Source organism: Methylobacterium sp. Gmos1, from assembly GCF_053764715.1.
In genome coordinates this window covers 418,347-437,218 of record NZ_JBSNCC010000001.1, presented here as the reverse complement: position 1 = coordinate 437,218, position 18,872 = coordinate 418,347, and the positions used below count along the sequence as shown (strand labels likewise).

Genomic DNA, 18,872 nt, shown 5'->3' with positions numbered 1-18,872 from the left:
GTCGAAAGAATGCGCCAGGTCCGTGCAGCCGGAGTCCATACCCGCCGTGTCACGCCTCATCATCGTGTCGAATCGCGTCGCCGTCCCGGATGCGGGCTCCAAGGCGGTCGCGGCCGGCGGGCTCGCCGTCGCCCTCAAGGAGGCCTTCAACGCCTACAAGGGGCTGTGGTTCGGCTGGAGCGGCAAGATCACGGACAATCCGTCCTCCGAGCCGGTCATCGCCGACCGGGGGCGGGTGCAATACGCCGTGATGGACCTCTCGCCCCAGGACCATCGCGAGTATTACAGCGGCTTTGCCAACCGCGCGCTCTGGCCGATCATGCATTACCGCCTCGGCCTCGCGGCGTTCTCGCGGGCCGACTATGCCGGCTACCAGCGCGTCAACCGCATCTTCGCCCAGGCGCTCGCCGGGCTGATCGAGCCGGGCGACCTGATCTGGGTCCACGACTACCACCTGATCCCGCTCGCCTCCGAGCTGCGGGGCCTCGGCGTCTCAAACCCGATCGGCTACTTCCACCACATCCCGTGGCCCTCGGGCGAGGTGTTCAACACCCTGCCGGCCTCGACCGAGCTCCTGCGCGCGGTCTCCGACTACGACCTGATCGGGCTCCAGACCGACAGCGACGTCCACAACCTGTCCCGCAACCTCGTCGACGAGCTGCGGGCGATCCCGCTCGGCGGCGGCTCGCTGATGGTCGACGGGCGCCGCACCCGCATCCGCAGCTTCCCGATCGGCATCGACGTCGACGGGTTCCGCCAGGCCGCCGAGCGCGCCGGCATGAACCGCACCGTGCGCGACACGGTGGCGGGCCTGCGCACCCGCAAGCTCCTCATCGGCGTCGACCGGCTCGACTACTCGAAGGGCGTGCCGGAGCGGATGGAGGCGGTCGAGCGCTTCTTCGCCTCGAACCCCGACCAGCGCGGCAACGTCGTCTTCCTGCAGATCGCCCCGAAATCGCGCACCGAGGTGCCCGAGTACGAGCAGCTGAGCCGCGACGTGAACGAGGTGCTCGGCAACATCAACGGATCGCTCGGCGAGCCGTCCTGGACGCCGATCCAGTACGTCACCAAGGCCTATCCACGCGCGGTGCTGGCCGGGCTCTACCGCGCGGCGCGGGTCGGCGTCGTCACGCCGATGCGCGACGGCATGAACCTCGTCGCGAAGGAATACGTCGCCGCCCAGAGCGAGGACGATCCGGGCGTGCTGGTGCTGTCAAAGTTCGCAGGCGCCGCCCGGCAGCTGCCGGAGGCCCTGCTGGTCAACCCCTACGACCGGTTCGAGGTGGCGGAAGCCATCCGTGCCGCCCTCTACATGCCCAAGGCCGAGCGGGTGGAGCGCTGGAAGCCGATGTTCGAGCGCATGGCGCGCGAGGACGTCGATTGGTGGGCCCGGAGCTATCTCGGCGAGCTGGAGGGGTTCCGCACCGTCGAGCGCGAGCCGCCGGCGGCGGCGGAGGCGCGGTAGGGGCGGGATCCCGTCCCTCCTCACGCTTCGTCCAGCAGGGCTGTTGGGGGATTGTCCGGCACGAGGCACACACCCTGCTGCACCCGCGCGCGGCGGGTCTCGGCCCCTCCCGCCTCGCTCGGCGCGCCGCTCTCCCCCATTCCCGTTCGGGCTTGCCCCGGTTCGGGCCTAGGGACGGGAAACCCGGGCGAGCCCGAGTTTCGTTGGGGAAAAGCTCCGGAGCCGGGTGCTCCGACGCTGTCGGTGCCTCACGCCGAGCGCGCCAGGTCCGCCGCGTCGCGCCCGACGACGCTCGCGAGGCTCCGGATTCCTTCCGCCTCCATCCGGTGCACCAGCCCCGCCTTGATCTCGCCAACGAGACCCGGGCCCGCATAGACCAGCGCCGAGTAGAGCTGGACCAGGCTGGCGCCGGCCCGGATCTTTGTCCAGGCGGCCTCGGCCGAATCGACGCCGCCGACGCCGATCAAGGGCAGTGCGGTCCCGACACGGAGATAGGCCTCGGCGAGGAGCCGCGTCGAGGGGGAGAAGAGCGGCCGGCCCGACAGGCCGCCGGTCTCCGTCCTCGCCGCCGCGGCGAGGCTCGCCGGCCGCGCCACGGTGGTGTTGGAGACGACGAGCGCGTCGACGCCGCGGCGGCGCGCGGTGGCGGCCATCGCATCGAGGCCGTCGAGGCCGATATCGGGGGCGATCTTGAGCAGCACCGCCGTGCCGCTCCCGGTTTCGTCGCGGGCCGCGATCACCCGGGCGAGCAGATCGTCGAGGAACGCCTCGCCCTGGAGGTCGCGCAGGCCCGGGGTGTTGGGCGACGAGACGTTGACGGTGATGAAGTCGACGAGCCCGGCAAGGCCCCGGGTGCAGGCGACATAGTCGGCGAGGCGGTCGGCGGAGTCCTTGTTCGCCCCGATATTGACCCCGACGATTCCCGGCCGGCCGCGCCGCGCCGCGAGCCGGGCCCGCACCACCGCCAGCCCCTCGCTATTGAGGCCGAACCGGTTGATCACCGCTCCGTCCTCCGGCAGCCGGAACACCCGCGGACGCGGATTGCCCGGCTGCGGGCGGGGCACCACGCCGCCGACCTCGACGAAGCCGAAGCCTAGCCAGAGCAGGGCGTCCGGGGCGCGCGCACCCTTGTCGAACCCGGCCGCGAGACCGATCGGGTTTGGAAAGGTCCGCGATATAACCGTTACGCAGAGACGGGGATCGTCGACTGGTGCCTGTCGTAAGGGAAGTCGCGCGAGTGCCCCAACGGTCAAATCGTGGGCGGTCTCGGCATCGACGGCGTGCAGCAGCGGACGGACGAGCGGGAAGACGGCCGAGAGCAAGATCAAGTCCTTGTCAGATCAGGAAAAACATGGACTCCGCCGGGTCCCGCAGGCAGCGGCGCGACGTGCCGGACGGCCGAGAGCGGCAGCGGGCCGTAGAGGTGGGGAAACAGGGCGCCGCCGCGGGACGGCTCGTAGCGCAGCGCCTCGCCGAGCGCGTCCGCGTCGACCGTAATGAGGAGAAGATTGTCCTGTCCCGAGAAATGCTTGGCCGCCGTCTCGGGAGCCTGCGCGGCGGTCGAGAAGTGGATGAAGCCGTCCGATAGATCGACCGGCGCGCCGTCGAACCGTCCGGCCGCCTCGGCTTCACGCCACAGGGGAGCCGGACATATCTTGTAGATGAGGGTCATGGACGCCGCGGGCCTCCTCGGCGGGGTGCGGGCGAGCGATAGCCGCCCCGGGACGGTCGGGCAACGCCCGTTGCCTTTCGGTGAGGGTTCGGTACTTTACATTTGTTAGTTCGGTGGTGAACACACCCCCCGCGTCAGGCCAGGTCCCCCATGCTGTCCCACGAGCGAATCTGGTCCGCGATCGACCAACTCGCCCAGCGCAACAATCTGACGGCGTCGGGCCTCGCGAAGCGCGCCGGGCTCGACGCGACGAGCTTCAACCGCTCGAAGCGGATCAGCCCGGACGGACGCAAGCGCTGGCCCTCGACCGAATCGGTCGCCAAGATCCTGGCGGCGACCGGGGCCACCCTCGACGATTTCCTGCGCCTGATCGAGCCGCAGCATGGCGGGCGAACCGCGGTGCCGCTGATCGGCAGCGAGAGCGCAGCGGGGCATATCGGCGCCAACGGCCTGCCGGGCAACGGCAGCGCCACGGCGGAGGTGGAGCTGCCGGGCGCCGACAACGAGCGCTGCTTCGCCATCGAGGTCCGGGACGGCGCCCTGGCCCCGCTCTACCGGGAGGGCGACGTGCTGGTGGTGTCGGCCACCGCGGCGATCCGCAGGGGCGACCGGGTGGTGACCTGCCTGGGCGGCGGTGGCATCCTGGTCGCCGAGCTGAAGCGGCGCACGCCCCGGGCCGCCGAGCTCAGCGGGCCGTCGCCCGGCGATCCCGACCGGGTGGTGCCGGTCTCGGAGATCGCCTGGATGGCCCGGGTGATGTGGGTGCGGCACTGAGCGGGACCGCATCGCGATCCCCGACGGTGGCTCGGAGGGAGAGTCCCGCCACCGTCTTGCCCTGCGAGATCCTGGAACGCGCTACTACTCCGCCGCCGCCTGCCGGTTGCGCCACTGGGTCAGCAGGGCGCGGAGCGCCGCCGGCTTCAAGGGCTTGCTCAGCACCTGGACGCGCTGCGCGCCCGCCGCGTCGCGCACGTCCGGCGAGCGGTCGGCGGTGAGGAGCACCGCCGGAATGTCGGCGGCCAGCGCCGCCCGCAAGCCCGCGATCAGGTCGAGGCCGGTGCCCTGGTCGAGGTGGTAGTCGGCGACGATCACGTCCGGGCGCAACGCGCCGCCGAGCACCAGGGCCAGGGCCTCGGACAGCGAGCCGGCGGTGTGCAGGGCGCAGCCCCAGCTGCCGACGAGCACCCGCATCCCGTCGACGATCGCCGGCTCGTTGTCGACCGCGAGCACCGTCAGCCCGGCGAGCGGGACGGTGGCCGGTCGCGGCGCCTCGCCCTGCGCCTCGACCGCCGGCCGCAAGGGGGCGCCCGGTACCGCGACCGAGAAGGCCGAGCCGTGGCCGGGCCGCGAGGCGAGGCTCACCGGATGCTCGAGGAGCCGCGCAGTGCGCTCGACGATCGACAGGCCGAGGCCGAGCCCGCGGGCGACCCGGGCGCCCTGGTCGAGGCGCTGGAACTCGCGGAAGACCAGCTTCTGCTGCGCCGCCGGGATGCCGAGCCCGGTATCCACCACCATCAGCACCACCCGGCCGCCGCGCCGCCGCGCGCCGACGAGGACGCGTCCCGCCGGCGTGTACTTGATGGCATTCGACACCAGGTTGTGCAGGAGCCGGCGCAGCAATTGCCGGTCGGAGCGCAGGGCCAGCGACGAGGGCATCACGGTGAGTTCGAGGCCCTTCTCCTGCGCCAGGGGTCCGAACTCGCGCTGGACCTGGCGGAACAGCTCCGAGACCCGCACGATCGAGAGCTGGGGCTTCAACGCCCCGGTATCGAGGCGCGAGATCTCGAGAAGTGCCGTCAGGATTTCCTCGACGGCGTCGAGGGAGGCGTCGACGTTCTCGGCGAGCGTCGGGTCGGTGGTCCGGTCGCGCTCGACGAGCGCGCTGGCGTAGAGCCGCGCGGCGTTGAGCGGCTGGAGGATGTCGTGGCTGGCCGCCGCCAGGAAGCGGGTCTTCGAGGCGTTGGCCTCCTCCGCCTCGGCCTTGGCGCGGGTGAGCGCCGCGTTGAGGCGGGTCAGCTCCTCGGTGCGCTCGCGGACCCTCGTTTCCAGCTCCTCGTTGAGCCGCGTGCGGGCCTCCTCGGCGGCGACCGAGTCGGTCACGTCGGTGTAGGTTGCCACCACGCCGCCATTGGGCAGCAGGTTGGCGCGGATCTCGATCACCCGGCCGCTCGGGTGCAGCCGCAGGCGCTGCGGCCCGGCCTCGAGCCGGAAGGAGGCGATGCGCTCGGCGACCAGCGCGTCGGCGTCCCGGGCCCCGTATGCGCCCCGTCCCGCGTTGAAGCGCACGATCGCCTCCAGGCCGATCCCGGTCTGGATCATCTCCGGGGGCAGGTCGTAGAGGTCGGCGAAGGCCCGGTTCCAGACGATCAGCTTCATGTCGCGGTCGAAGACCGTGATGCCCTGCTTGGCGTGGTCGAGGCCGTGCTGGAGGACGTCGCGGCTGTACTGGAACGCCGCCGAGGCGTCGTCGAGGAGCTTGAGCGCGGCCTTCGGCGAGACGTTGCGCCGGCGCAGCAGCAGCGACAGGGCGAGCCGGGCTGAGGCGGCGCCGATCGCCGAGGCGAGCAGGTGCTCGGCGTGGCGCAGCTCGGGCAGGCCGGCGACCGCGTCGTCGCGCAAGGGGCCGCGCCCCTGTCCCTGGGCGAACTCCTCGAAGGCCCGCACCGCCCGCTCCTCGCCGAGGAAGCGGGCCACGGTGGCACGCAACTCGCCCAGGGTCACGGCGCTGCGAAACAGCCGGAAGCTCGGCGCGCCCGGCCCGACCTCGTCGAAGCCCGCCACCTGCCCGAAGGCCTCGGCCTGCAGGCGCTCGATCGCGGTCGGGGGGCGCAGGAGCGAGAAGCCGAGATAGGCCAGGGTGTTGAGGCCGAGGCTCCACAGCGTGCCGTGGACGAGGCGGGGAAAGTCGTCGATGCCCATCAGGGCCGTCGGGCTCAGGGCCTCGATGCCGAACGGTCCGTCGGCGATGAGCGAGGCCGCCCAGCCGTCGCCGGTGACGAGGCTCGGTAGCAGCAGGGTGTAGAGCCAGACCGCGAAGCCGACGATCAGCCCCGCCGCGGCGCCGAGGCCCGTGCCCCGGCCCCAGTACAGCGCGCCGACGAAGGCCGGGCCGATCTGCGCCACCGCCGCGAAGGAGAGGAGCCCGATCGAGGCGAGCGCCACCTCGCCGGCGATGCGCGAATAGGCGTAGGCGACGAGCACCACCGCGACGATCGCGATGCGCCGCACCACCAGCACGTAGCCGCCGAGATCCGGCGCGCCGGGCTCGGGCGAGGGCGCGCCGGCGACCAGGTTGCGCCGGCGCAAGGCGACCGGGATGACGAGGTGGTTCGAGATCATGATCGCCACCGCGACCGACTCGACGATCACCATCGCGGTCGCCGCCGAGAGGCCGCCGATGAAGGCGACGAGGGCGATGCCGTCGGCCCGCTCGTGCAGGGGCAGGGCGAGCACCGTCATGTCGCGCTGCACCATGCCCTCCGGGAAGAGGGCGAGGCCGGCGAGCGCCAGCGGCACCACGAACAGGTTGATGAGCACGAGGTAGAGCGGGAAGGTCCAGGCCGCCCGCCCGACATCGGCGACCGCCCGGTTCTCCACCACCGCCATGTGGAACTGGCGCGGCAGCAGCAGCACGGCCGCGGCCGAGAGCAGCGTCTGGACGATCAGCGTCGCGGGGCCGGAGGTCTGCCCGACCAGGGTGCCGACCCCGTGCACGGCGCTCGAGGCCGCCGGCAGGTCGCCGAGCATCCAGCCGACCACGAAGCCGCCGACGGTGAGGAAGGCGAGCAGCTTGACGAGGGATTCGAGGGCGACGGCCAGCGTCAGCCCGTCCTGGTGCTCGGTGGCGTCGGCGTGGCGGGTGCCGAATGCGACCGCGAAGCCCGCCAGCACCAGGGCGACGAACAGGCCGAGATCGCCCAGCATCCCGGCCGGCGCCCCGACCCCGTCGGTGGCGCGCAGGAACACCTGGAGCGAGGCTGCCACCGCCCGCAATTGCAGGGCGATGTAGGGCACCGCGCCCACCACCGCGATCAGGCAGACCAGGGCCGCGATGCGCTCGCTCTTGCCGTAGCGGGCGGCGATGAAGTCGGCGATCGAGGTCGAGTTCTGGGCCTTGGCGATCCGCACCACCCGGGCGACGAGCCGGTAGCCGAGGCCGATCACCAGGATCGGGCCGACATAGATGGTGAGGAAGTCGAGCCCGGCATGGCTCGCAAGGCCGACCGAGCCGAAGAACGTCCAGGAGGTGCAGTAGACCGCGAGCGACAGGGCGTAGATCGTCGGCCGCACCCGCGCGTCGCGCATCAGGGTCCGCCCGGCCACGTCGCCCCAATGGGCCACCGCGAACAGGGCGCAGATGTAGACGAGGGCCGCCAGCACCACCGTCCAGCCCGCGATCATCGGCGTCGTCCATCCCCGGCCCGGGCAGGGGCCCGGGCGTTCCTCGTGTGCGGGGCTTTAGAGCACTTCACGATCGCACTGCAATCGCGAAGCTCTCTAAGTCTTTGTCTTGCCGCATTTTCTTCGACGAACCGGTGCCCACCTCGTCGGAAAACGCCCTGGAGCAAGGCGGGGCCGGAGCGCGACCCTGCTCGTGTGGCTCAGCCGTGGCAGGCGCAGCCGGCATGGTCGCAGCCGGCGTGGTGGGGGTGGCCCTCGGCGCATTCCTCGCAGCAGAAGGCCTTGCCGTCGCGGGACACGGCGTTGGCCACCGGGACCACGCAGACGCAATCCTCGCAGGCGCACTTCACGGTCTCGGCGTTGGGGCTGGTCATGGGTCCGGTTCCTCTTCGGGGTGTTCGTGGTGGTGGGCGTGCTCGTGCGGCTCGGTGTAGTGGGCGACCATGCCGCGCAGAACGTCGCGCACATGATCGTCGTCGATCGCGTAGGCGACGTGCCGGCCGTGGCGGATCGCCCGCAGGATGCGGGCGGTCCGCAGCAGGCGCAGGTGGTGCGAGGTCAGCGATTGCGACAGACCGAGCGCCTCGCCGATCTCGCCGACCGTGCGGTCCGTCTCCAGGCAGTCGAGCACGATGCGCAGGCGGTTCGGCTCGCCGAGGAGCCGAAAAACCTCCGCCACGTCTCCGACCTGCCCGGGCGACAGCAGCCGCACGCCCTCTCCTCGACATATGAACACGTGCTCAAGTGTTGATGCCGTCGGGGCATATGTCAAGGAGGGCCGGATCGAAGACCGGACATCGCGCGCTCACGTTGCCCCCGAACGCGAACGACCCCGCGGGGCCGTAGGCGCCGCGGGGTCGAGGGACGGACAGGTCGAGACGAAGCGGCGTCAGGCCGCCGCGCGCGCGCGCATTAGGTCGGCGCCGTTGCCGACGACGCGGGTGTAGAGCGAGGAGTAGCTGTCGGCGGCCTTGTCCCAGCCGAACTCGCGGGCCATGGCGCTGCGGCGCATCGCGCCGAGGCGGCGCTTCGAGGCGAAGGCGTCGAAGGCGCGGCGGATCGCGCCGCTCAGGCCCTTGAGGGAGGATTCGCCGAACAGGAAGCCGGTGACGCCGTCCTCGACGGTGTCGGCCAGTCCACCGGTGCGGTGGGCGATCGGCAGCGATCCGAAGCGCTGGGCGTACATCTGGGCGAGGCCGCAGGGCTCGAAGCGGGACGGCATCAGCAGGAAGTCGCTGCCGGCGAACATCCGGTGGGCGTCGGTCTCCTCGAAGCCGACCCGCACCCCGACCGAGCCGGGATGGCGCCGGGCGAGGTCGAGGAAGGCGGCCTCGAAGCGCGGCTCGCCCTGGCCGGTCACCACGAGCTGGCCGCCCTCGGCGACGATCGATTCGGCGGCGGCCAGCGTCAGGTCGACGCCCTTCTGGTGCACGAGGCGCGACACGATGGCGAAGAGCGGTCCGCGGGAGACGCCGAGGCCGAAGCGGGTGCGCACCGCGTCGGCATTGGCGCGCTTGCCCTTCCAGTCGCCTGCCTCGAAGCGGGTGGCGAGCAGCGGATCGGTCTGCGGATCCCAGGTGTCGTCGATGCCGTTGAGGATGCCGGCGAGCCGGCCCTGGTGGGCGCGGGTGCGCAGCAGCCCGTCGAGGCCGCAGCCGAATTCCGGCGTGGTGATCTCGTGGGCGTAGGTCTCGCTGACGGTGGTGACGTGCGAGGCGTAGTACAGGCCGGCCTTGAGGAAGGACAGCTTGCCGTAGAACTCGACCCCGTCGATGTGGAAGGCGCTCTCCGGCACGCCGAGGCGGCCGAGATTCTCCCACGGGAACAGGCCCTGGTAGGCGAGGTTGTGGATGGTGAGCACGCTCGGCGTGCGCAGGCCGAGCCAGGCGAGGTAGGCCGGCGCCAGGGCGGTCTGCCAGTCGTTGAGGTGGAGGAGGTCGGCGCGCCACTCGGGATCGACGCCTTGCGCGATCTCGGCGGCCGCGAGGCTGAGGCGGCCGAAGCGCAGGTCGTTGTCGGGAAAGTCGACGCCCTGGTCGCCGTAGGGCGAGCCGTCGCGCTCGTAGAGGCCGGGATTGAGGATGACGTAGACCGGCAGGCCGTCGCCGGTCTCGATCAGGCCGAGGTCGCAGGGCGGCATCTCGGCGCTGCCGGCGAGATGGGCCACGACGGTGAGCTCGGGGTGGCGCTCGACGACCTGGCGGTAGCCCGGGATCAGGATGCGCACGTCGTAGTGCTGGCGCAGGGCCCGGGGAAGGGAGGCCGCGACCTCGCCGAGGCCGCCGGTCTTTACGAAATCGGCCATCTCGGGCGTGGCGTAGAGGATCCGCGGCTTGAGCGAGCCGCGCAACGCCTCGACGGCTTCCCGCGGGGAGCCACCAGACGGCAGGACCGGCGCTTGCGAAGCCGACCGTGCCGACGCCGGAAATGTCATGAAGAGCCCCCACGCCGCGAGCCGGACGGACTGCGAGCGGACGATGCCGCGGCGTACCGCCACGACAACGCACGACTCCGACCCCGGTTCCAGTGCACTGCACAATATCATGAATGGCGGAGTCGGCAAGACGAAAGAGATTAACGGAAAGCAAAAATTCCGATTTTCGCCGATTCCGGAAGCTGTGCCGCGCCGCTCCGGGAGCTTAGGCGGGTAAACGCTGGCTTCAGCCGTTCCCCGCCGGCGCGCGCCGGAGCAGCACCAGGGCCTCGTCTCCCGCAAGTGCGAAATGCCCGTCCTCCGGGGCCTCGCCGCGCCGGCCGCCCGCGCTCGACAGCAGCACCTCCCAGGCGCTCTCGGACGGCACCGGAACCAAGCAAGCCTCGTGCCCGAAATTGAGCGCGACCCGGATCACCTCGTCGCCGTGCAGGCGCTCGTAGACGAGGACGTCGCCGGTCACCGACACCGCCCGGTGCGCGCCGACGCTGAGCGCGGCGTACTCGCGCCGGAGCGCGATCAGGCGCCGGTGCAGGGTCAGGATCGAGGCGGGATCGTCGCGCAAGCACTCGACGTTGCGGGTCTGGGCCTGCGGATCGAGGGGCAGCCAGGGCTCGACGGTGGAGAAGCCGGCCTGGGGGCCGGGCGCCCACTGCATCGGCGTGCGCTCCGGGTCGCGGCCGCGGCCGGGCTCGTTGTGCTCCCAGGGGTCGCGGACGCGCTCGGGCGGGATCGGCACCCGGCCTAAGCCGATCTCGTCGCCGTAATAGAGCGTCGGCGTACCCCGCAGGGTGAGGAGCAGCACAGCCGCCACCCGGGCCTGCGGATCCCCGACGCGGGCGGCGATGCGGGGCTGGTCGTGGTTGCCGAGCACCCAGTTCGGCCAGCCGCCCGCGGGCAGGGCGGCCTCGTACTCGCCGATCAGCCGCGCCACGGCGTCGGCGTGCCACGGCGTCTGGATCAGCTGGAAGTTGAACGGCAGGTGCGCGCCCGACAGATCGACGCCGTAATAGGCCACCAGCCGCTCCAGCGGCAGGTAGATCTCGCCGATCAGCACCCGCGCCTCGTACTCCTCCAGCACCGCCCGCATCTCGGCGATGACCTGCATCACCTCGGGCTGGTCGGCGGAGTGGAGCTGGAGCAGCGTGTTGATCTCCGGCTCGCCGGCGACGTAGTCGGGGTTGACCGGATTGTCGCGAAGCGCCTCGTCCTTCATCAGGTGCCAGATCACGTCGACCCGGAACCCGTCGACGCCGCGGTCGAGCCAGAAGCGCAGCACGTCCATCATCGCGGCGCGCACCTGCGGGTTGCGCCAGTTCAGGTCCGGCTGCTCGCGCAGGAAGGCGTGGTAGTAGTACTGGCCGGTCGCCGGATCGAGCGTCCAGGCCGGCCCGCCGAAATTGCTGATCCAGTTGTTCGGCGGTCCGCCGTCCGGGCCGGGATCGCGCCAGATGTACCAGTCGCGCTTCGGGTTGTCCCGCGAGGACCGCGCCTCGCGAAACCACGGATGCTCCTGCGAGGTGTGGTTCGGCACGAAATCCATGATGACGCGCAGGCGCCGGCGATGCGCCTCGGCCACGAGCGCGTCGAAATCATCGAGCGTGCCGAAGAGCGGGTCGATGTCGCAGTAATCCGAGACGTCGTAACCGTAATCCGCCATCGGCGAGCGGCAGACCGGCGACAGCCACACCGCGTCGACCCCGAGCCAGGCGAGGTAGTCGAGCCGGGACGCCACCCCCTTGAGGTCGCCGACGCCGTCGCCGTCGGTGTCCTGGAACGAGCGCGGATAGACCTGATAGACGACCCCCGCCTTCCACCAAAGCTCACCCGCCAGCAGGTTTGCGGGCTTCGCGTCCTCGGTCATGCTGGGCTCCTGGGGAGTCGAGACGGGTGGGATCGGGAGGACCGCCGGGCGGGTGGGGCGCCGGGGTTGAGCGGCCGGACGGCTGCCCCTATATGAAGCGCCCGCGGCGGGGGGCCCCTAGGGAAACCGCCCCGCCGCGTCCGGTTCCCGTGCCTCGCGCGCGGGACCGCGTGCGTGGCACGCCTGCATCACCGGCGGCCGCGACACCATCACGACGTCGCCGGCATGGAGGGAGGCGCGACCGCGCCCGTGCCGGGACGATCCGCGGCCAATCCGCCGGAAGAGCGAGGCGCCGCGACCGGGAAGCCGGATTTTTGGTGAAACCATGCCCCGACGGCTAACGTTTCCCTCGCGGCATTGCCTAACCCGAATGTTCGGCCTGCGGACGGCACCGAACGCGTTCACACTCGCTTCAGGCCGCTTCGCCAAAATCAAGTCTCGTTTCCGTGAGACGTGTCGGGACAGCAACACGCGGCGAATCACGTGCTCAAGCTTAGTCTCGGCGTCTCGACATCGCCGTCCCACAGTCACACCATGCTGCCGTGGCCGAAGGTTTGCTGCACAGCACGCGACGCGAGATCGCGCTGCAGCACCGAATGACCTGCGGCAGGGAAGGGGGTTTCCAAGGTGCTCAACGAAGTTCTTCTGTCCGGTCGCCAGCGCGAAGAGACTCAGCGGGAGGCGCATGCCCCGCACGAGTCCGACACGACGCGCTCCTGGATGCCGCAAGCCGCGCCCGCCGCGCCCGCGGGCGACGAGGTCACGGTGATGCGCACCGCGATCCTGGCCAAGCTCGCCTACGCGCTGGGCAAGACGCCCGCCACCGCCCGCGACCGCGACTGGTTCGTGGCGACGGCGCTCGCCCTGCGTGACCGCGCGGTCGCCGCGAGCGCGATCTCGGCCGGGATCGTGCCCCCTAAGCGCGTGCACTACCTCTCGCTCGAATTCCTGATCGGGCGCCTGCTCTCCGACGCGATGGGCAATCTCGGCGTCGCCGAGACCGTGCGGGCCGCGCTCGCCGGCCTCGATGTCGACCTCGACGCGGTGGCGGGCGCCGAGCCCGACGCGGCGCTCGGCAATGGCGGCCTCGGGCGGCTGGCCGCCTGCTTCATGGAGAGCATGGCGAGCCTCGCGATTCCCGCCTACGGCTACGGCATCCGCTACGATCACGGCCTGTTCCGGCAGGTGATCGAGGACGGGGTCCAGCGCGAGGTGCCGGAGACCTGGCTTGCCGAGGGCAACCCCTGGGAGTTCGAGCGGGCGGAGGCAGCCTGCGAGGTCGGCTTCGGCGGCGACGTGGCGATGAGCGTCCAGCCGGACGGCACGCTCCGCCGCGTCTGGCGCCCGGCCGAGACCGTGCGGGCCGTGCCCTACGACACCCCGGTGATCGGCCGCGGGGCCAAGCACGTCAACGCGCTGCGCCTGTGGGCGGCCCGCGCTCCCGAGGCGATCGACCTCGCCCGCTTCAACGCCGGCGACCATGTCGGCGCGGTGGCCGAGCGCGCCCGGGCCGAGGCGATCTCGCGGGTGCTCTATCCGAGCGACGGCACGCCGGCCGGCCAGGAGCTGCGGCTGCGCCAGGAGTTCTTCTTCACCTCGGCCTCGCTCCAGGACCTGGTGCGCCGCCACGTCGCCGAGCGCGGCGACCTGCGCTCGCTGCCCGACCACGCGGCGATCCAGCTCAACGACACGCATCCGGCCATCGCCGTGCCGGAACTGATGCGGCTCCTCGTCGACATCCACGGGATGTCCTGGGAGGATGCCTGGCACGTCACGACCCAGACGCTCGGCTACACCAACCACACCCTGATGCCGGAGGCGCTGGAGACCTGGCCGGTGGAGCTGATGGAGCGGCTGCTGCCGCGCCACATGCAGATCATCTACCTCATCAACTGGATGCATCTCGAGGAGGTGTCGAAGCACGGCGCTTCGACCGAGCAGCTCGCCGAGGTCTCGCTGATCGACGAGAGCCACGGCAAGCGGGTGCGGATGGGCCACCTCGCCTTCCTCGGCGCGCGCCGCGTCAACGGCGTCTCGGCGCTCCACACCGAGCTGATGCGCCAGACGGTGTTCGCGCCGCTCCACGCCCTCGACACAGACAAGATCGTCAACAAGACCAACGGCATCACCTTCCGGCGCTGGCTCCACAACGCCAATCCGGGCCTCACCCGCCTCGCCGTCGAGGCGGTCGGCGCGAAAGTGCTCGACGATCCGCGCCACCTCGAAGGCCTGGCGGCGCTCGCCGACGATGCCGGCTTCCAGGCGCGCTACGCGGCGGTGCGCCGCGAGCGCAAGGAAGCGCTCGCCCGCGTCGTCGAGGACCGCACCGGCATCACGCTGGATCCCGATGCCCTGTTCGACGTCCAGATCAAGCGCATCCACGAGTACAAGCGCCAGCTCCTCAACATCCTGGAGACGGTCGCGCTCTACCAGGCGATCAAGGCCGAGCCGCACCGCGACTGGACGCCCCGGGTCAAGCTCTTCGCCGGCAAGGCGGCGCCGAGCTACACCCAGGCCAAGCTCATCATCCGGCTCGCCAGCGACGTCGCCAAGCGCGTCAACGCCGATCCGGACGTGGCCGGCCGCCTGACGGTGGCGTTCGTGCCGAACTACTCGGTGAGCCTCGCCGAATCGATCATCCCGGCCGCCGATCTGTCGGAGCAGATCTCGACCGCGGGCCTCGAGGCCTCGGGCACCGGCAACATGAAGCTGGCGCTGAACGGCGCGCTCACCATCGGCACGCTCGACGGCGCCAACATCGAGATCAAGGACCATGTCGGTCCCGACAACATCTTCATCTTCGGCCTCGATGCGGCGGGCGTGCAGCGCACGCAGAGCCAGCCGGGCTATGCCGGCCGAGCCATCGCGGCCTCTCCCCGGCTGCGCGCCGCCCTCGACATGATCGCGGCGGGCGGATTCTCGCCCGGTGAGCCGGGCCGGTTCCGCCCGCTCGTCGACGAGCTCACCCACGGCGACCGCTTCCTGCTCACCGCCGACTTCGACGATTACTGGCGGGCGCAGCGCGAGGTCGATGCGGCGTGGCGCAAGCCCCGGACCTGGTGGCGCTCGGCGATCCTCAACACGGCGCGCACCGCGTGGTTCTCGTCGGACCGGACGATGCGGGAATACGCCGAGGAGATCTGGCGGGTGCGGGTGGGCTGAGACGGCCTGACCCTCTGAAGACAAGAAGCCCCGCGGTGCGAGCCGCGGGGCTTTTTCTTTTTCTGAGATCAGGTCGCCGGCCTTTCCGCCCCACCGTGTCATCCCGGGGCTCGCCGAAGGCGAGAACCCGGGATCCATAACCGCTGGCGCTGCCAAACGAGTCGGTCAGCGTTCCGCTTCATCCTGAAACGTCAGCGTCTATGGATCCCGGGTTCCGCTGCGCGGCCCCGGTATGACGATGGAGGGTGTCGAATCCGTCAAGGCAGGCTCAAGCCGCCGGGATGTACTGGTACGTCCAGGTCTCGCTCAGCGTCTCGTCGCCCCGGCGCAGGAACAGCCGCAATTCCACCGGCTCCGCCCCCGTCACCGCGAGGTCGAACTCGGCCCGCCAGTGGCCCGGCACGTCGTCCGGCACCGCCTCGGTGCGGGCGAGCGGGAAGGTGCCGCGCGACGCGGTGAGCACCGCCTCCGGCTTCACGCCCGCCGGCAGGCGGCCGAGCGGCTCGCCCAGGAACTCGACCACGAACTTGCGCACGCCCTTCGGCCGGTCGGTGCCGGCCTGGCCGCCATTGCCCTCGCGGGTGGCGACCACCCGGGCGAGGTTACTCGGATAGGGCTCGTCCGCGACCCAGTGCAGGCGGTAGGCGAGGTCGTGCGAGGAGCCGGCGCGGGCCGGTTCCGCCGGCACCCACATCGCCACCACGTTGTCGTGGATCTCGTCGTCGGTGGCATTCTCCACGAGCTGCACGCTGCCCTTGCCCCAGTCGCCCAGGGGCTCGACCCAGAGCGAGGGCCGGCGGTCGTAGTAGACGCCGTCCTGGTAATGGTCGAACAGGCGGTCGCGCTGCATCAGCCCGAAGCCGCGCGGGCGCTCGTCGGAGAAGGCCGAGACCATGGTGCGGGGCGGGTTGCGCAGGGGCCGCCAGATCCGCTCGCCGGTGCCGGTCCAGAGAGCTAGGCCGTCGGAATCGTGCACCTCCGGGCGCCAGTCCACGGCAGTGGGCTTGGCGGTCTCCGAGAACCAGTACATCGAGGTGAGCGGCGCCAGGCCGAAGCGGCCGACATCCTTGCGCAGGTGCAGGCTCGCCTCGATGTCCATCACCACCGACTTCGTGCGGCGCATCCTGAAGCGGTAGGCACCGGCGGCCGAGGGACCGTCGAGGAGCGCCAGCACCGTGACGGTGTCGGATTCCGGCGCAGGGGTCTCGAACCAGACGTGGGTGAAGTCCGGAAACTCCTCGGGGCGGTCCGGCATCACCGTGTCGAGGGCGAGCCCCCGGGCCGACAGGCCGTACTGGTAGAGCTCGCCGATCGCCCGGAAATACGAGGCGCCGAGGAAGGCGACCCAGTCGTTGCGGCGCCAGTCGAGGGGACCGCCGCGGCGCTCCTGGAAGCGAAAGCCGGCAAAGCCCGGATTCGGCGGCAGCCGCTTGGCCGGTGAATCGGCCGGCATCTCGAAGGCGGCCGGGTCGTAGATGATCTCGCGCGCCTGCCCCCCCTCGACCACGTGCATCCGCACCGGCTTCTGGAAGTAGCGGCCGAGATGGAAGAACGTGACCGGGAAGGCGCTCGGGCCGTCGGCCCAGAGCGCGTGGTCGGGCTTGTACTTCAGCTTGCCGTGGGCGTCGTAGTCGATCGCCTGGAGGACGTCGCGGTCGGGGATCGCCGGCGCGGCGTAGGGCCGGGCGGCAAGGTCCCGCGCACGGGCCTTGAGGGCATCGAAGCTGAAGGCTTCGGGGCTACCCAGCGGCAGCTCGGCGGACAGCACTTCGGGGCCGGAACCGAGCAGGAGCGCGGCGCCGGCCAGTAGCGTACGGCGGTCGATCATCGCGAGGCGCCCCTAGCGGATCGGCTCGATGCTGGTGGCCCGGCGCCAGAGCTGGACCATGATCGAGAGCGCGCCGAGGCTGAACAGCACCATCAGGACGTGGCCGACGGTGTCGCCGAGCTCGAAGATGCCGGCGAGCGCCCAGCCCGCCGCGATCGCCACGGCGAACACCTCGACGCCAACCAGCACCATGATGCTGAGGATGGTGACGAGGCTGCGGGGCTTGAGGGAACCTGATGCGGGCACGCGGCCTGATCCTTGTCCTTGTGGGCGGGCGATAAGGCGGCCGAGGGAGCGCCTATCGTTTCATGGCTGCGGGGACTAGCCTGAACCGGCGATGCCGCGCAACCATGCGCGCCGCTCCCGCAACGTCATCCATCGGTGAGATGCCCGAGACCCCCGTCTTCTCCCGCGCTGCATGCGCGGCCCCCCACCACCTCGCGGCCGAGGCCGGCCGGGCGATCCTCGCCGAGGGCGGCAACGCCGTCGAGGCGATGCTCGCCATGGCGGCGACGATCGCGGTGGTCTACCCCCACATGAACGGCATCGGCGGCGACGGCTTCTGGCTCATCCGCGGCCCGAACGGCGTCGTGCGGGCGATCGAGGCCTGCGGACCGGCCGGCAGCCTCGCGACGATCCGGCGCTATCGCGACAAGGGCTACGACGCGATCCCCGAGCGCGGGCCCGACGCGGCGCTGACGGTGGCCGGGGCCGTCGGCGGCTGGACGCTCGCCCACGCGATCGCCCGTGACCTCGGCGGGCGCCTGCCGCTTCCCCTGCTCCTCTCCGACGCGGTCCGGCACGCCCGCGAGGGCGTGGCGGTCTCGGCCTCCGAGGCGCGCTACGTCCCGAAGGAACTCGACACGCTCCACGACCAGCCGGGCTTCAAGGAGACCTTCCTGATCGACGGCAAGCCGCCGAAGGCCGGGACGAAGCGGGCGCTGCCGGCGCTCGCCGCGACGCTCGAACAGCTCGGCCATGCCGGGCTGGAGGATTTCTACCGCGGCGATATCGGCCGCGAGGTCGCCGCCGACCTGGAGCGGGCCGGGAGCCCGGTCACGCGCGGCGACATCGAGCGCTACCGGGCGGTGTCGCGGGCGCCGCTGTCGCTGAAGCTCGCGGGCGGCACGGTCTACAACTGCCCGCCGCCGAGCCAGGGGCTCGCGGCCCTGATGATCCTCGGCCTCTACGAGCGGCTGGGAAGCCTCCGCCCCGAGACGGCGGCGCATTATCACGGGCTGATCGAGGCGACGAAGCGCGCCTTCCGGGTCCGCGACGCGGTGGTGACCGATTTCGACCGCTTGCGCCACGACCCTGCGACCTCCCTGACGCCCGGGCGCCTGGAGGCGGAGGCCGCGGCGATCCGCATGGACAGGGCCTCGCCCTATCCGGTGCGACCGGTGGGCGACGGCGACACGGTGTGGATGGGGGCGATCGACGCCGCCGGCGTCGCGGTCTCCTACATCCAGTCGGTCTACTGGGAGTTCGGCTCCGGCCTCGTCCTGCCGCGCACCGGCATCACCTGGCAGAACCGCGGCGTCGCCTTCTCGCTCGATCCGGGGGCGGTGAACCCGCTGGAGCCGGGACGGCGCCCGTTCCACACCCTCAACCCGGCTCTCGCCGTGCTCGCCGACGGGCGAGTGCTATCCTACGGCAGCATGGGCGGCGACGGGCAGCCGCAATTCCAGGCCCAGGTCTACACCCGCTACGCGACCTACGGCATGGGCGTCGCGGACGCGGTCGACGCGCCGCGCTTCCTGTTCGGCCGAACCTGGGGCGCCGAGTCGATGACCGTGAAGGTCGAGGACCGGTTCGAGTCGTCCTGCATCGCGGCGCTCGCGCGGATGGGCCACGAGGTCGAGGAGCTGGGCGGGTCGTACATCGACTCGCTGGGCCATGCCGGCCTGCTGGTGCGCCACCCGGGCAACGGGCGGGTCGAAGCGACGCACGACCCGCGCTCGGATGGCGGGGTGGCTGGAATTTAGTGCACCTCACAAAACTCCCGGTCGCTGGCGTAGCTCGATGTGGCAGCGCCAGCGCAGCGGGAGT

The 18,872-nt window shown here is 71.3% G+C and carries 13 protein-coding genes; 4 read left to right on the top strand and 9 right to left on the bottom strand.

Going from position 1 to position 18,872, the window contains the following annotated elements:
- The first annotated feature begins 46 nt into the window (after positions 1 to 46).
- Positions 47 to 1,465 carry an alpha,alpha-trehalose-phosphate synthase (UDP-forming) gene (locus tag ACS5PV_RS01965; protein ID WP_455393689.1) on the top strand — a complete coding sequence of 473 codons (1,419 nt, stop codon included), beginning with the start codon at positions 47 to 49 and terminating at the stop codon, positions 1,463 to 1,465.
- Positions 1,466 to 1,713: 248 nt separating this feature from the next.
- On the opposite strand, the gene ACS5PV_RS01960 is transcribed toward ACS5PV_RS01965, so the two are convergent.
- Together ACS5PV_RS01960 and ACS5PV_RS01955 are read right to left on the bottom strand one after the other, a co-directional pair.
- Entirely contained in the window at positions 1,714 to 2,787 is a 1,074-nt protein-coding gene (locus tag ACS5PV_RS01960; RefSeq protein WP_455393688.1) for a quinone-dependent dihydroorotate dehydrogenase, read from the bottom strand.
- Between the two features lie 2 nt (positions 2,788 to 2,789).
- Positions 2,790 to 3,137, bottom strand: coding sequence for a DUF952 domain-containing protein (locus tag ACS5PV_RS01955; protein ID WP_455393687.1), 348 nt, complete (start codon positions 3,135 to 3,137; stop codon positions 2,790 to 2,792).
- Between the two features lie 150 nt (positions 3,138 to 3,287).
- Here ACS5PV_RS01955 and ACS5PV_RS01950 point away from each other — a divergent pair, with 150 nt between their 5' ends.
- Positions 3,288 to 3,911, top strand: coding sequence for a LexA family transcriptional regulator (locus ACS5PV_RS01950; protein WP_455393686.1), 624 nt, complete (start codon positions 3,288 to 3,290; stop codon positions 3,909 to 3,911).
- 84 nt (positions 3,912 to 3,995) lie between these two features.
- Here ACS5PV_RS01950 and ACS5PV_RS01945 read toward each other — a convergent pair whose 3' ends face one another.
- The 5 genes from ACS5PV_RS01945 to ACS5PV_RS01925 all read right to left on the bottom strand — a co-directional run bounded on the left by ACS5PV_RS01945 (position 3,996) and on the right by ACS5PV_RS01925 (position 11,833).
- Positions 3,996 to 7,538: a NahK/ErcS family hybrid sensor histidine kinase/response regulator gene (locus ACS5PV_RS01945; protein ID WP_455393685.1), complete on the bottom strand. Its 3,543-nt coding sequence runs from the start codon at positions 7,536 to 7,538 to the stop codon at positions 3,996 to 3,998.
- A 200-nt stretch (positions 7,539 to 7,738) separates the two neighbouring features.
- Positions 7,739 to 7,912: a metallothionein gene (locus ACS5PV_RS01940; protein ID WP_455393684.1), complete on the bottom strand. Its 174-nt coding sequence runs from the start codon at positions 7,910 to 7,912 to the stop codon at positions 7,739 to 7,741.
- Positions 7,909 to 8,250, bottom strand: coding sequence for an ArsR/SmtB family transcription factor (locus tag ACS5PV_RS01935; protein WP_455393683.1), 342 nt, complete (start codon positions 8,248 to 8,250; stop codon positions 7,909 to 7,911). The genes ACS5PV_RS01940 and ACS5PV_RS01935 overlap by 4 nt, the downstream gene beginning before the upstream one ends.
- A gap of 177 nt (positions 8,251 to 8,427) precedes the next feature.
- Positions 8,428 to 9,972 carry a glycogen synthase GlgA gene (gene glgA, locus ACS5PV_RS01930; RefSeq protein ID WP_455393682.1) on the bottom strand — a complete coding sequence of 515 codons (1,545 nt, stop codon included), beginning with the start codon at positions 9,970 to 9,972 and terminating at the stop codon, positions 8,428 to 8,430.
- 226 nt (positions 9,973 to 10,198) lie between these two features.
- Positions 10,199 to 11,833, bottom strand: a complete 1,635-nt coding sequence (locus ACS5PV_RS01925) for an alpha-amylase family glycosyl hydrolase (RefSeq protein WP_455393681.1) — start codon at positions 11,831 to 11,833, stop codon at positions 10,199 to 10,201.
- 720 nt (positions 11,834 to 12,553) lie between these two features.
- Between ACS5PV_RS01925 and ACS5PV_RS01920 the strand changes: the two genes are divergently transcribed.
- A complete protein-coding gene (locus ACS5PV_RS01920) occupies positions 12,554 to 14,995 on the top strand; it encodes a glycogen/starch/alpha-glucan phosphorylase (protein ID WP_455393680.1) in 2,442 nt (813 codons plus the stop codon).
- A 268-nt stretch (positions 14,996 to 15,263) separates the two neighbouring features.
- Here the strand turns inward: ACS5PV_RS01920 and ACS5PV_RS01915 are convergent, their stop codons facing one another.
- Both ACS5PV_RS01915 and ACS5PV_RS01910 read right to left on the bottom strand, forming a co-directional pair.
- Positions 15,264 to 16,823 carry a glucan biosynthesis protein gene (locus tag ACS5PV_RS01915; RefSeq protein WP_455393679.1) on the bottom strand — a complete coding sequence of 520 codons (1,560 nt, stop codon included), beginning with the start codon at positions 16,821 to 16,823 and terminating at the stop codon, positions 15,264 to 15,266.
- Between the two features lie 12 nt (positions 16,824 to 16,835).
- Complete coding sequence (locus tag ACS5PV_RS01910; protein WP_204165599.1) at positions 16,836 to 17,015, bottom strand: hypothetical protein; 180 nt, start codon at positions 17,013 to 17,015, stop codon at positions 16,836 to 16,838.
- A 194-nt stretch (positions 17,016 to 17,209) separates the two neighbouring features.
- Between ACS5PV_RS01910 and ACS5PV_RS01905 the strand changes: the two genes are divergently transcribed.
- Entirely contained in the window at positions 17,210 to 18,808 is a 1,599-nt protein-coding gene (locus ACS5PV_RS01905) for a gamma-glutamyltransferase family protein (protein WP_455393678.1), read from the top strand.
- Positions 18,809 to 18,872: the final 64 nt, after the last annotated feature.

Coding starts and splice junctions, on each gene's coding strand:
- ACS5PV_RS01955 (WP_455393687.1), bottom strand. CDS start 3,137: ATGACCCTCATCTACAAGATATGTCCGGCTCCCCTGTGGCGTGAAGCC.
- ACS5PV_RS01950 (WP_455393686.1), top strand. CDS start 3,288: ATGCTGTCCCACGAGCGAATCTGGTCCGCGATCGACCAACTCGCCCAG.
- ACS5PV_RS01945 (WP_455393685.1), bottom strand. CDS start 7,538: ATGATCGCGGGCTGGACGGTGGTGCTGGCGGCCCTCGTCTACATCTGC.
- ACS5PV_RS01940 (WP_455393684.1), bottom strand. CDS start 7,912: ATGACCAGCCCCAACGCCGAGACCGTGAAGTGCGCCTGCGAGGATTGC.
- glgA (WP_455393682.1), bottom strand. CDS start 9,972: ATGACATTTCCGGCGTCGGCACGGTCGGCTTCGCAAGCGCCGGTCCTG.
- ACS5PV_RS01925 (WP_455393681.1), bottom strand. CDS start 11,833: ATGACCGAGGACGCGAAGCCCGCAAACCTGCTGGCGGGTGAGCTTTGG.
- ACS5PV_RS01920 (WP_455393680.1), top strand. CDS start 12,554: ATGCCGCAAGCCGCGCCCGCCGCGCCCGCGGGCGACGAGGTCACGGTG.
- ACS5PV_RS01915 (WP_455393679.1), bottom strand. CDS start 16,823: ATGATCGACCGCCGTACGCTACTGGCCGGCGCCGCGCTCCTGCTCGGT.
- ACS5PV_RS01910 (WP_204165599.1), bottom strand. CDS start 17,015: ATGGTGCTGGTTGGCGTCGAGGTGTTCGCCGTGGCGATCGCGGCGGGC.
- ACS5PV_RS01905 (WP_455393678.1), top strand. CDS start 17,210: ATGCCCGAGACCCCCGTCTTCTCCCGCGCTGCATGCGCGGCCCCCCAC.